9 protein-coding genes are annotated in these 12,856 nt (G+C 58.5%); 4 read left to right on the plus strand and 5 right to left on the minus strand.

What is annotated here, in order from left to right; translation table 11 throughout:
* Nucleotides 1-340: 340 nt before the first annotated feature.
* From RPG13_RS31130 to RPG13_RS31150, 5 genes are all read right to left on the minus strand, one after another.
* Nucleotides 341-1,528: an IS481 family transposase gene (locus tag RPG13_RS31130; protein WP_442921331.1), complete on the minus strand. Its 1,188-nt coding sequence runs from the start codon at nucleotides 1,526-1,528 to the stop codon at nucleotides 341-343.
* A 619-nt stretch (nucleotides 1,529-2,147) separates the two neighbouring features.
* The gene (locus RPG13_RS31135) at nucleotides 2,148-3,560 is read right to left on the minus strand and encodes an efflux transporter outer membrane subunit (RefSeq protein WP_337127081.1); all 1,413 of its coding nucleotides are present in this window, start codon (nucleotides 3,558-3,560) and stop codon (nucleotides 2,148-2,150) included.
* A gap of 321 nt (nucleotides 3,561-3,881) precedes the next feature.
* Nucleotides 3,882-5,828 carry a MacB family efflux pump subunit gene (locus RPG13_RS31140; RefSeq protein WP_135937804.1) on the minus strand — a complete coding sequence of 649 codons (1,947 nt, stop codon included), beginning with the start codon at nucleotides 5,826-5,828 and terminating at the stop codon, nucleotides 3,882-3,884.
* 4 nt (nucleotides 5,829-5,832) lie between these two features.
* A complete protein-coding gene (locus tag RPG13_RS31145; protein WP_337126783.1) occupies nucleotides 5,833-6,999 on the minus strand; it encodes an efflux RND transporter periplasmic adaptor subunit in 1,167 nt (388 codons plus the stop codon).
* Nucleotides 7,000-7,735: 736 nt separating this feature from the next.
* Nucleotides 7,736-7,894, minus strand: a complete 159-nt coding sequence (locus RPG13_RS31150; protein ID WP_189522631.1) for a hypothetical protein — start codon at nucleotides 7,892-7,894, stop codon at nucleotides 7,736-7,738.
* Between the two features lie 164 nt (nucleotides 7,895-8,058).
* On the opposite strand from RPG13_RS31150, the gene RPG13_RS31155 reads away from it, so the two are divergent.
* The 4 genes from RPG13_RS31155 (at nucleotide 8,059) to RPG13_RS31170 (ending at nucleotide 12,856) form a co-directional block, all read left to right on the plus strand.
* A complete protein-coding gene (locus RPG13_RS31155; protein ID WP_127208165.1) occupies nucleotides 8,059-8,718 on the plus strand; it encodes a response regulator transcription factor in 660 nt (219 codons plus the stop codon).
* 50 nt (nucleotides 8,719-8,768) lie between these two features.
* Nucleotides 8,769-9,650: a hypothetical protein gene (locus RPG13_RS31160; protein WP_337126784.1), complete on the plus strand. Its 882-nt coding sequence runs from the start codon at nucleotides 8,769-8,771 to the stop codon at nucleotides 9,648-9,650.
* Nucleotides 9,651-9,724: 74 nt separating this feature from the next.
* Nucleotides 9,725-10,057 (plus strand): sensor histidine kinase, encoded by a 333-nt coding sequence (locus RPG13_RS31165; protein WP_337127082.1) that lies wholly within the window; start codon nucleotides 9,725-9,727, stop codon nucleotides 10,055-10,057.
* Between the two features lie 1,221 nt (nucleotides 10,058-11,278).
* Nucleotides 11,279-12,856, plus strand: a complete 1,578-nt coding sequence (locus tag RPG13_RS31170; protein ID WP_337126785.1) for a M16 family metallopeptidase — start codon at nucleotides 11,279-11,281, stop codon at nucleotides 12,854-12,856.

Raw genomic sequence — 12,856 nt, forward strand, 5'->3', positions numbered from 1 at the left:
AAAGCGAAAATTGAAAAGCCCCGGTTCAAATCGCAAAGCGGCTCGCAAGGTCCTCATGACCGCCCCCTATCGCAGGAAGCATCTCCCGCGCTGGCGCTCGGAACGCCTAAAGAGACAAGCGATGCCTGCAACGCTTCTGCAGAACCCCGTCTACCACTGGTTTTCGAATCGTATCATGGGACCTGCCATCTACCTATGTGGGCAAGGATGCGCTGACGACCCAGCAACCACGGGCGGCGCGCGCTAACGCCACGGCCGCTGATCGTCGGACCATCAGGTCTCCGAAATCAGAAGCAATCGCCGAGTCGATCGGGTCCATTCTGGACACATGGGTTACATTTTATACCGGAGACATAGGTAACACTTTCGGCCCGAAAGGGTTCTCAAGTGGTTCCAGTCTGCATGTCTCGTCGTCGAAATATCCCAAATCATAGTCCATGAAGCTCGCCAGCCAGATTCGATCCTCGACCTGTTTGATGCCGACGGTCTGGCCGGCAAAGACGAGGCTGAGATTGATCTTCTTGCGGTCGAAACAGATGCGCCCGCATGTGGTGACGGTGACGGCCTTGTCGTGGAAAGGGTAGTCGAGCTGCGGCAGTCCCCGATAGGGTCGCGGCGATGGGCTGTAGCGCTCGGCAGGGCAGGCCATATCAAGCGCCTGGTGCGGGCGTTCGGTGTTGAACTCCTCGACGAAGTCATCGAACCTGGCCTGCTGCTGCAGGAAGTTGGCGCTGGCCGGTTTGGTGGTCTCCAGTTTCAGGGTCAGATGCATGCGCTCATGACGGCCGTTTTGCTGCGGGCAGCCGGGCTTGATGCGCTCGATGGCGATGCCAAGCCTTAGCCACCATACCGACAGCCTGGAGAGATTGAACAGCGCATTGGGACTGGCAAAGGGCACGCCGTTGTCGGTTCTGATCGCCCCAGGCAGGCCGAATTCCTTGAAAACGCTTTCGAACACGGTGAAAGCATAGGCCTCCTTGGTGGTGTGAAGCGCCTCGCAGGCCAACAGATAACGGCTGGCGAAGTCGCTGATCGTCAACGGATAGCAGTAGCGCCGGTCGGCCAGCATGAACTCGCCCTTGTAATCGGCGCACCACAACTCATTGGGCGCGGCGACGTGAGACAGCGGCGTTCCCGTTGCCCTGTTGCGTCGCCGCTTGCGGCGCTTGACCAAGCCGTGGCGGTCGAGCACCGCATGCACCGTCGAGATCGCCGGACAATGAACGTCTGGATAGAGCCGCACCAATCGCTCCCTGATCTTCGGCGCGCCCCAGTTGGGCTTGTCCTGCTTGGCACGCACAATCAGCTTCTCGATTTGGAAAGGAAGCTGATTGGCGTGCCGGTAAGGCCGCCGCGAGCGGTCAGTCAGCCCTTCCAGCCCGCTATCATTGTAGCGATTGATGAGCTTGTAGCCGGTCTTGCGCGATATCCCGAACTCCCGGCAGACCACCGCCATCTTCTCGCCATCCAGAAGCCGCGCTACGAATTTGAGACGCTCGTCCATAAGATTGCACTCCTGCCAAGGCACCTTTGCTCTCCTCGCAAAGGGCTAGAAGTGTAACCCATGTCTCCGGAATGAACTGTCACCCATCTCTCGGGAAGGGCATCGGCCACTTCCTACTTGATCTGAGGACCTTGGTGTTTGTGAGCCCGAGAGAGATTCCACAATCCGGCGTGCCGGTTGGCGCGCGTGAGATTGAGCAGGATCAAGCTGCTGTTGGGTAGCAAATGTGTAGAGGCGGCACGCAGCCGCCGGCCGTATTCAGGCAGATGAATTGGACCTTCCCGAAGGAAAGACAATCCGGGCCCTGCGACGAGCAGAGCGCGTCGACGGGCGTGCGGCTGCCTTGAGTAACCCTAAGTGACCCGTGCAAGGAGTTCTGCCGAGGGTGGTCCGTAAATCGACGTGGCGACAGTTCCGCATCAACTGGATGTTTGATTCCAGGCTTCGGTGGGCATCCTTAGCTGAGGCGTTGCAGTGTCACAAGCGGATTCACGCCCACGCGTAGCCAGCAACTTCTGCGACTCCATAGGCTTAAATATTTGGCGCAGAATTTTGCTGAACTGCGGTTCATCTTTGGATGTTCCTTTAAGACGCCGCAAGGCATCTCGGGAGGGATCTGCCAGCTCGACGCTACGCCGTTCAGCTAGCCCGCCTTTGGCCTTGGCTTCTTCTTGGTGCTCCGGCCATCCGGTCCGGATCTGGCAGCGCTGCCGCCCAGAATGCGGTACAGCTTCGATTCGTTGAGCAGCTGGGCGAGACGGGCATCGGCAAGCGCTGTCTCAGCTGCGCGGCGGCCCTCCTGCGCCTCGAGCCAAGTAGTGAGGCGGATAGCACCCGACCGGTAACGGGTCTCGTGCAGCTGCTCAATTTCCTGCGCGGCCGCTAGGACATTGTGAAGGCGTTGCACCCGTTCGGCATAGTCGGCCCGTGCACCGAGTGAATTGGCAACTTCGGAGAAGGCCGTGAGCAAAGTAGCGCGGAATCCGAGGACCTCTTTTTCATACTGTGCCCTCGAAACCGCAACCTGCAGCTTCATGTCCTTGAAATTGAGGAAGGACAAGGCAGCGTTTGCACCTAACCTAGCAACGGGATTGGAGATGAACGCGAGCAATTGCTCGCCGCCGGTGCCGAGTGTGCCGGTGAGTGAAATCGCCGGATAGAAACTAGCCCGAGTTTCATCAACGTTCTTCAGCATGGCACGGAGCCTTGCCTCGGCGGCTCGCAAGTCTGGGCGACGTGCGAGAAGGTCGGCCGGCAGCCCAGCCTGGATCGGGGGCAGCTTCTTGCTCGGCAGGCGCTGCGGCTCTGGAACAGGGTTAGATGCGCCATTCAAGAGCCCAACGAGGGCGTTCCGCAGTACAAGGCGCTCCTGTTTGCGCGTCGAAACCGCCGCCGCCAGCTCCTCGACCTTTTGCTCGGCCTGCTTGAGGTCTAGGTATGAAACTGCACCGGCCGCAACCTGGGCGCGCACAAGCGCCCGAGTCTGCTTGGCATGGGCAAGGCTGGTTTCCGCCGACGCGAGCGACTGATTGGCGTGCGCGATCGTGAAATACGCGTCGACGGTTCCGGCGATAGCTAGGAGGCGCGCGTTTTCGTAATCTTCCGCTGTCGCGGAAGCCTCAAAATCCGCCTTGTCCCTCTTTGCCGCAAGCTTGCCCCACAGATCAATCTCATAAGATACACTGGTGGAAGCCGACCACGACGACGAGGCGACCTTGTCGTTGAGAGATTGGCTGGTGCTCCCGCCGACCTGGCCGTCCAGCTTGGGGAGTAAGGCGTGCGCAGCGATATCTGCCTGAAGTCGGGCAGGATAAGCGTTAGCAGCCGCGATGAGGACTTCATTATTTCGGCCGATGACGTCGCTGACAAGCTTGTCGAGATTGGCGTCTCCGAACGCCAGCCACCAGTGGTCGTTGCTGGCCTGTGCAGCGCCTCCAGCCGCAGCGGTCGACCAGTGGGGCCCGGCTGGAAGTTCGGGGCGAAGATATGTGCTCGATAGGCTGCAACCGGCGAGCAAGACAAGGCAGCCGGGTACGATCAGTCTGATGGGCTTCATTTTCAATCTCTTGAGCGCGCGTCTAACGGGACCTAGGCGCAAGGCGTTGCGGCCGGCGAAGAAAGATGAGGCGGATGCAGACCGCCAATGAGAGGCTTGTTAGCGCCAGCAGCCATGACGAGGACCTCGTCGTTTTCGTTGATAAAAAGCTCGAACGTCAGCCAGCAGTGGTCTGCCGTGGCGTGGATAGCACTTGCTTCCGCAGCGATTGGCCAGCGGGCCGCCGCGGGGAGTTCGGGGCCAGGATATGTGCTCGACAGGCTGGTGCAACCCGCGAGCAACAAAGGACAAGGGTAAGATCCATCGGACGAGCGTCATTTTTCAGTCTCTTGACAGCGCATCTACGGGATTCAGGCGAGATGCATTACGGGCAGGAAGGAAGCCAAAGATCAGGCCGATCCAGAGCGCTACTGCGCAGGCAACGACAATAGCGTTGGCGGAGATAATCATCGCAAACTCGCTGCCCGGCCCGCCCAATACGGTTGCGATGCCGAGCGCGAGTGCCACCCCGAGAATTGAACCGGCGGTGCATATTGTGACGGCCTCAATCAGGAACTGAAGCATGATGTCGATCCGGCGCGCTCCAACGGCCATGCGCAAGCCGATCTCGCGGGTCCGTTCCGTAGCGGAGATCAGCATCATGTTCATGACACCAATGCCTCCGACAAGCAGCGAGATCGCAGCCACGAAGGAGGTCAGTTGCCATATTGTCTGAGATGTGCCTTCGACCGACTTAAGCCACTGATCTAGGTTGTCAACAATGAAGTCCTTTGTGCCATGCCGACGAGTTATCAGGCCGACGACGGCGCGCTCGGCGACAGCCGTGTCGACAGAATCGGCGACCCGAACCGTCAGGACGTCAAGACTTGAATCGGCACCCTCAAGTCTGCCTTTCACGGCCGTATAAGGAAGTAAGACCTCCAGCCGGCTGTCAAACCGAAACGCCGGTGGGGGCGCAAAGACGCCAATAATAATGACGGGAACACGCCCGATCAGGAGGATGTTTCCGAGCGGCGATTCGTCGTTAGGGAAGAGAGTTGCGGCCATCCTGTCATTGATCACCGCTTCCTGGCTGCGCTCAGAGATAGCTCCGGCTGAAAAGAATGAGCCCTTCAGCAACTTGAGAGCTTTGACCTTAAAATAATCCTGGCCGACGCCGGTGACTGTCGCCGCGACGGAGATGGGCCCAAAACCAATTTGTGCGGATGTTCGGACTTCCGGGGTCACGCTATCGACGTAGGAGTGGTGGGCGAGCGCATCGGCATCCGAGACGACCAGGGTCTTGATGCTCGAAGCACCCTTGTCACCAAAATGGCGCCCGGGAGAGATCTGCAGGGTGCTGGCTCCAAATCCTCCCAAATCGCGCAGAATTTTCTGACGGGCGCCCTCGCCGAATCCGACGGTCGCCACAACTGCCGCAATGCCGATAATGATGCTGAGCATTGTGAGGAAGGTACGCACGCGATCGGCAGCCATCGATCGTATCGCCATCGGAAAGGCTTGCACCAGGCGGCGCCTGAACCCCGAGAGCGAACCGACGGGCCTGCTGTCTTGGAACGCCGGCGGCGCATTAGTCTTCTGATCCCGCGTCCGGCGGTCGGAAAGGATCACTCCTTCTCGGATTTCGATGATGCGGTCAGCGTGACTTGCGATCTCCATGTCGTGAGTCACGATGATGATGGTATGACCGTCGGTGTGAAGTTCCTTCAACGTATCGAGGACGGTTTCGCCGCTCTTCCTGTCTAGCGCCCCTGTCGGCTCGTCGGCAAGTATGATGCGGCCGCCATTCATCAATGCGCGGGCAATCGAAACCCTCTGTTGCTGGCCGCCGGACAGCTGGTTCGGACGATGGTCGAGACGATCACCGAGACCCAGCCTGCGCAGAAGAGATCTCGACCTTTCCCGGCGTGAGCCGGCGTCGAGGCCGGCATAGACAGCGGGCATCGCCACGTTGTCGGCCGCGCTCAGCGTTCCAAGAAGCTGATAGTGTTGGAAGATGAAGCCGAAATGTTCCCGTCTCAACGCGGCAAGATGGTCCGCGGTCAGGCCGGCAACGCTGCGGCCGCCGACGCGATAGTCACCAGAACTCGGCTGGTCCAAGCAACCCAGGATGTTCATTAGCGTCGTTTTGCCCGAACCGCTTGCGCCAACGATCGCCACCAGTTCGCCACCAGCGATAGAAAGGCTGACGCCGGCCAGCGCCATAATGGTCTCGTCTCCGGCAGCGAAAACCCGCGAGACGTTCTCGATTTCAAGGAGTGCAGTCATTTCATCACCACGGGCCAACATTGGTTCCCGTTCCCACGGCAGGGATGACAACTTCATCACCGACGGAGAGGCCATCGAGTACCTGCGCCTTGATTTTGTCGGTCAAACCTATTGTCACCAGGCGCTCGGCGAGTTCGCCGGTTGGCATGCGAAGCTGCACGCGGTAGCGACCATGCGCATCAGGCTCCGTCAGAGCCGACCATGCTACGAGTGGTACGTTCTCGGCCTGGCCGGAAATAACCGTAACCAAGGCGTTCATCTTTGGCCGAAGCCGCCCTTCCGGGTTCGGTGTGGAAAAGAGGCCGTTGTAGTAGACTGCCGCCGCTTCGATTTTTCTGGAGCTCGGCATGCTATCATCGGCAATCGATGGAGGCGCGGGCTCTATCTCTTCCAATACGCCTGAAATAGGGTCTCGAGTGCCCCCCAGGATTGTGAAGCGGAGGTTCTGGCCTGGCTTTACACGCGCTATATCGATCTCCGATATCTGCACGCTCACCCGCATGACGTCGAGCTGTGCAAGAACCACAATCGCCGGCACGGCCTGGCTTGAGTTCAACGTTTGACCCTCTTGAGCCAGCACAGCAACAACGACGCCGTCCATGGGCGCGCTTAGCTTCGTGTGGTCGAGGGTTGCACGAGCCTCCTCAACCGCGAGCGTCTTCTCATCGATCTGCGCTTCAAGTTGCTCGACTGACGCCTCTTGCGCAAAAAACATCGCTTGCGCTTTCTCCAGTTCGGCCGCCGATCCTGCCTTGTTCCGGCTCAGGGTCTTCTGTCTCAGGAACTCCAATTCGGCCTCTTTCAGTCGTATTCCGGCTTCCTTGCGGCTCGCGTTGGCACTGACGAGGTTGGCTTGGGCGGTGAGTAGTTTGTGCTGCTCTTTCGTAGGGTCAATTTCGGCGATCAAGTCTCCAAACTTGACAGCTTGACCGAGCTTTACATGCAGTGCCTTCAATTGGCCCGACGTTTGGGCGCCAACCCTAACCTCACGGAGAGGTGCCAGAACACCGTTCGCAAGGACACTCTCCTCGACCGAACCGAGTATCACGCGTTGCGTGAGGACATGATCGCGCGTTTTGTGTTCGAAAGCTCCGGTCGCGGAAGCGATAGCAAACGCCACCGGGACGATTCCTAAGCCCCAGACGAGCATCCTTTTTTTACCCTTCAGCAACGCTCGGCTCCTCTCAGAAGACATTGTTTTTGCCATGGCTTGCCGCGGAAGCGGCATTGACTCTCATTGACCGACCCGAACAGAGATGGCTCCGGCAAGAGCTTTTTCTGCTGAGAAGTGGCGACCGACGCGGAAGCGTGATTGCGAACGCGGGCACACGGCGGCTGTGAAGATAATAGTGAAGCACCGGGCGAGCATTCATTGTCTTTGGAGGCAATTAGCAGCAGCAGGCCCAGCGCTAACGCGATTGGACCGAAGAGAAGGCTCGCCGGAACAACGCTCCTTCCAATGCAATTGCGAATTTTGGACTTTTGCTTTGGCCGCATTCTGGGAACGGTTTCCTGTCAAGCGACGCATGAGAGGCGCACGCATACATCTGAGTGGCATGGCTCGAACGACGTTCTGGCTGTACTGAAGCTTCCGAGGGCGCCGCCGATATCAACTCGATTTGAGCCGGCATAAGATCAGCAGGCGGTCACGGGCCTCCTCGACCCTTTGGATGCTCGAAAGGCGTCACTTGTAACCAGACGGTCATGGCCACGAGTGCTGTCTAGGTCAGCAAAGCAATCACCTTCGGTGCTCCCAATGGATTGGCCGAGATGGCGCGTTCAGGCTTGAGAATCATGTACTGAGGATATGACAGTGGATCCTTGGCATTGCAGGCACATGTAAAAGGCGGAATTTTCGATGATGAGGTCCGCAGCGACTCAACGGCATCGGACGAGCCGTCTTCCGTCTAAAGCGACTGTATCTGCCTTCGGGCCGATTCAAGCTTGGTCAGTACCGTTTGGCGGGGCCGCCATTCGGCGATCCCAACGTCGGATTTGCCGCCGGCCAGTGCAGCGACGACGGTGGTTGCGTTAAGAAAATGTGCCGAGATCAGGATGGCGTTCATAATGGCCTTCTAATCGTTTGTTCCAATGACGGCCCTTCTGACACCCGTAGCTGACAGCAGCCTGAAAGCTTCGAGACATTTGTGCCAAGGGGGGGTTCAGCGTAGCGTCAGGTTCTGTCAGTAAGGTAAGGATCCTGCCCTCGAACTGGAGCTCGGCACCTCTGATGCACATACTGCTCGTCGAAGACGACAAGGACCTTGGCAGTGCTGTACGCGAAAATACGATGGCTGATGGCCACGCGGTCGATTGGGCCAAGGACCTGTCCGAAGCGCGGGGCTACGCAAGTGTGGTCTCCTACGAGCTTGTTCTGCTCGACATTCACCTGCCAGACGGCAACGGCATAGACTACGTGCGGGAGATGAGGAGGAGGCTTGAATCGACACCGGTCATCATCGTGACAGCTCGCGATCAGGTCTCGGACCGCATCAAGGGGCTCAACGCAGGTGCCGCCGACTATTTGGTCAAGCCGTTCGATCTCGGCGAACTTTCCGCGCGCATTCACGCCGTGGCGCGTAGTCATGGGCAGTTCCCGGAGCCGATGTATTCTGTCGGGACGCTGTCCATACACTCGGCCGAGCGGCGGGTCGTCCGCGATGGGCAGACGGTCTACCTGACTGCACGCGAATGGACAGTTCTCAACTGCCTTCTGTGCCGGCCCCGGACGGTAGTTTCGAAGGCGAAGATCGAGGACGTACTCTTTTCCTTAGGTTCGGAAATTGAGAGCAATACCGTGGAGGTGTATGTTAGCCGGATCCGCAAGAAGATCGGCGCGGACCGAATAGCGACAGTGCGTGGCTTCGGGTACAGGTTCGTAGTCACATGACGAACCCGCGCAGCATAACCCGCAGGCTGATACTGTGGCTAGGCGGCGCAATGCTTCTGGCCTGGTTTTCCGTCGTCGCCAGTGCTTGGTTCAGCCTGAGCAAAGTTAGCAACGAACTCTCCGACGAGTTCCTGGAGCTAGCTGCCAAGAAGATGGAGCCAACGATGATTGAAGTGCTGAAAGGGAAATGGGACGACGATTCCATTCGTAACACACTTCAAAGTGCACCCAATTTCGAAAAATTTTGGACCTACCGGTACAAGCTTTGGAAACGCGGGAAAGTGATCTTGATTTTGGGAGACGTGAAGCCGTTCCCTGATGCTCCACTGCGTAAAGGCTTTTCGCAAACCGTTACTGACCGCGTCTATACACTGGAGGTCCAACCTGGCAACTTTCTTCAGGTGGCCGAACCACTCCATGTTCGCCGCCAGACAGTCAATAGCGGCCGATTGCACGTCTTCAATTTCGTCTTAGTTTCGGTGGTCGTGATCCTGCCCTTTAGTATAGCCCTCTTATGGTTCGTGATCCGGCGGTCGCTGGCGCCCATCGAAGTACTGCGACAGGAGATCGGATTGCGCGACGGCGGCAATCTCTCACTGATGGGATCCAGCGGCCTGCCGGCAGAATTGGCCCCCATCGCGGCCTCCGTCGATCGGCTTCTCGAACGTCTGCAGACGACCCTCGATGCCGAACGCGAGTTCGCCACAAATAGTGCACATGAACTGCGCACGCCGATCGCAGGCTCGCTCGCTCAGATGCAGAGGTTAGTGGTCGAAATTCCGCAGGGCCCGGCGAGAACGCGTGCGCGCGGTATCGAGAAATCGCTGTCGAGCCTTGGCCACTTGTCGAAAAACTGCTTCAACTCGCGCGGGCCGAATCGGGGATCGGCATCGCAGACCACGCGATCGATCTTATCAAAATGGTTCGGCTAGAAATCGATGACCTTGGGAAAAAGCCGCAATATGCCGGACGCCTAATCCTTGATGTGGACAGCTGCCCCACTTTGATGCGTAAAGTAGACGTAGATGCGTTTGCCATCCTCCTTCGTAACCTGATCGAGAATGCGCTCACGCATGGACTGCCCGATACTCCGGCAAGAGTTTCCGTCCGAACTGATGGAACCATTGCCGTTGCAAACGCGGGACCGGTGGTGCCCCTCCGAGATCTTGAAGCGATAACAAAGCGATTTAGGCGTGGTGCCACTCCAGCGGCGGGCTCAGGCCTTGGCCTACACATCGCTGATATGGTTATCAAGCGGATAGGTGGCACTCTTGACTTTGCTTCGCCTGCCCGTGGTCGCGAGGATGGTTTTGAGGCGGTCATTCGCATCCCTCGATGACACTGGTTTGCTGCAGCGACCAACTTGGGCGTAGGAAGGTTTGTACGCTGCCGGTCGACGACGAGAATGTCGGAATGGCTGGTGACCAAACCTGCGGCGGCCCGCGCCAGAGGAAGTCAGCTTTCGCCGCGGCACCCACATCCCGATTCACTGGCACGGGACAAGTATCCCGCGGCCTTTTTGAAGGCCAAGGCGCTTCGCCTTCAATCATGACGTCGACTTTCGACCGCATTCGACATGCGAGCCAGTTATAGGATAATATAATGCGGTTCAACGGCCTTTTTCGGTAACGAGAAAGTGGTCCATCCTATTCGCCTAGACGGTTTTTTTCATTTTCATTATCAGCATTCGAATCCGATTCGCTGATGTTGTCGATGGGAAAATATACCGTGGTTAACAAAACTTAGGCCCCGCAGGATCCACGTCGCGCAAATCGTTGGTAGCTTTCAGGCTACTGTCAGCTGGCTCTGCCAGAACGATTGTTGTTGGGGGGAGCAAACCGACAGGAGATTCTTATGAACTAGGAGACCTTGTCAATACAGTCCGACGTGCCGATCGCCAATGGCAAACGACACCGGATCATGCGCAAACACGTAATGAAACGAGAGAAAGATACGATGACTCCATCACCAAAAAATGTGGCCGCCCCGGGCCTCCCGAAGCCGTCGACGAAATTTCGGTCTGAGTGGCTGCGAACGATGCTTGCTGCGATCGCGCTGGCCCTGGTGACCACCGCTCCGGCTCCGGCCGACACTTACAGAAGCGGATGGGAATGTGAGATTTTCCCTGAATCTGTAGAGTGCACGATGTGGGAAAAAGGACCACTCGAATCAAACAAACAAGACGACCAGCAAGCTAAGTACTAGGCCTATGTAGGTTGCTGCGGTCCGGATTTGGCCGCAGCAACCCGGTCGGGCTGCAGCAGAAGATCAATGCGCGGCGACGCTGCCGACGGGCGCGGGCCTAGCGCTAGCCACGCCGCCAGCGATCTTCTGTCGTGAATCTGCTCATCCTGCTGGCGAGCACCGCCATGCCCCAGTGACGGGGAAGATATCGTGTTAAGCGGCGCGCGCTTCCCCATAAGCCGGCGTTCGATGTCCGACAATGTCGGATCCGCAACATAGCAGAGTCTGATTACTCCATTGCCGAAACGAGTTTCTCGTTTGGCACGGTTCGTGCGCGGTCCCGCAAACGCCTCACAGACTAAGGAGAAGCCATCCCATGACCACCAACCAAACAATGCCCCTCACGTTGATTCACTTAAAAGATGATGCTCGAGTCAGGCCTCGCAACATGCTGATGGCTCATCTGGCTCGGGGCTGCCCACCGCCCCACTCTCTCCCACTAAGTGCGACGAGCACGCAACAGCCTCAACATAAGGGACAACTCACTTTGCCTCAAACTTTGCCCATCGGCCGGTCACGACAACAGAAGCCATCAGCACATCTTCAGTCTGGCTGGCTGCGCGGGACACTTTTTGCGACCGCGCTGGCCTTCGTGAGCACCGCTCCGGTTCTGGCGGCTACCGATGACATCAAGGCGACGGCTTTCCTGCTCGACAACGGCATGGAGGTTGTCGTCATCCCCGATCACCGCGCGCCGATCGTCACCCATATGGTGTGGTACAAGATCGGCAGCGCCGACGAGCCGCCGGGTAAATCCGGCATCGCGCATTTCGTCGAGCATCTGATGTTCAAGGCGGCGACGATCAACCATGCAGCCGGCCAGTTGGACCGCGCGGTGGTCGAGATCGGCGGCTCGCACAACGCCTTCACCTCCTATGACTATACTGCCTACTACCAGACGGTGGCGCCTTCCGCGTTAGAGCAGATGATGAGCTTCGAGGCCGACCGCATGTTCAACCTCAGCATCACCGATGATGATATCCAGACCGAGCGCGATGTGATTCTGGAGGAGCGCCGCTCCCGTGTCGACAACGATCCGGAGGCGCTGCTGAGGGAGGAGATCGACGCCACGCTCTGGCAGAACCAGCCCTACCGAATACCTGTCATCGGCTGGATGCAGGAGATGGAGAAGCTGGACTGGCCCGACGCCAGGGCATTCTATGACGAATATTACACGCCCAACAACGCCGTGCTGGTGGTGGCCGGCGATGTCGAGCCTGAGACGGTCAAGGCGCTGGCCGAGAAGACGTATGGAACGGTGCCGGCGGCTCCTGGTCTAGCCCGCATCCGCCCGGTCGAGCCGGTGCAGAACACCAGGCGCACATTGACGCTGACCAACGAGCGCATTTCAGTGCCGCGCTTTTCCACGCAATGGGTGGTGCCGTCCTATCGTACGGCCTCACCCGGCGAGGCCGAGGCGCTCGACCTGCTCGCCGAAATCCTCGGCGGTGGCACCCGCAGCCGGCTGTACCAGCAGTTGGTGGTGAAACAGGGCATTGCCGCCGAGGTCGGCGCCTATTTCGAGGGCGTCATGCTGGATGCCACCAGCTTCATCATCTACGGCTCGCCGCGTGGTGCGGCCAAGCTCGCCGATCTCGAAGCGGCGGCGGATGCCGAAGTTGCCCGCATCGCCAGGGATGGCGTCACTCGCGACGAGCTGGACAAGGCGAAAGACCGCTATGTCCGCTCGGCAATCTTCGCCCAGGACGAGCAGGAGTTCATCGCCAACATCTACGGCGCGACGCTTGCCACCGGCGGCAACGTTCAGGACGTCCAGCAATGGCCGGACCGCATCCGCAAGGTCTCCACAGATCAGGTCAAGGCCGTAGCCGCCCGCTATCTCGCGTCCGACCATTCAACCACCGGCTATCTCTTACCCAAGACAGAGAATTGA

It is taken from the genome of Mesorhizobium sp. ISC15, from assembly GCF_037162615.1.
Classification (GTDB): Bacteria; Pseudomonadota; Alphaproteobacteria; order Rhizobiales; family Rhizobiaceae; genus Mesorhizobium; species Mesorhizobium mediterraneum.

Excerpts from the sequence above, each read along its gene's own strand:
- RPG13_RS31135 (WP_337127081.1), bottom strand. The coding sequence starts at position 3,560 with ATGAAGCCCATCAGACTGATCGTACCCGGCTGCCTTGTCTTGCTCGCC.
- RPG13_RS31140 (WP_135937804.1), bottom strand. The coding sequence starts at position 5,828 with ATGACTGCACTCCTTGAAATCGAGAACGTCTCGCGGGTTTTCGCTGCC.
- RPG13_RS31150 (WP_189522631.1), bottom strand. The coding sequence starts at position 7,894 with ATGAACGCCATCCTGATCTCGGCACATTTTCTTAACGCAACCACCGTC.
- RPG13_RS31155 (WP_127208165.1), top strand. The coding sequence starts at position 8,059 with ATGCACATACTGCTCGTCGAAGACGACAAGGACCTTGGCAGTGCTGTA.
- RPG13_RS31160 (WP_337126784.1), top strand. The coding sequence starts at position 8,769 with ATGCTTCTGGCCTGGTTTTCCGTCGTCGCCAGTGCTTGGTTCAGCCTG.
- RPG13_RS31165 (WP_337127082.1), top strand. The coding sequence starts at position 9,725 with ATGCGTAAAGTAGACGTAGATGCGTTTGCCATCCTCCTTCGTAACCTG.
- RPG13_RS31170 (WP_337126785.1), top strand. The coding sequence starts at position 11,279 with ATGACCACCAACCAAACAATGCCCCTCACGTTGATTCACTTAAAAGAT.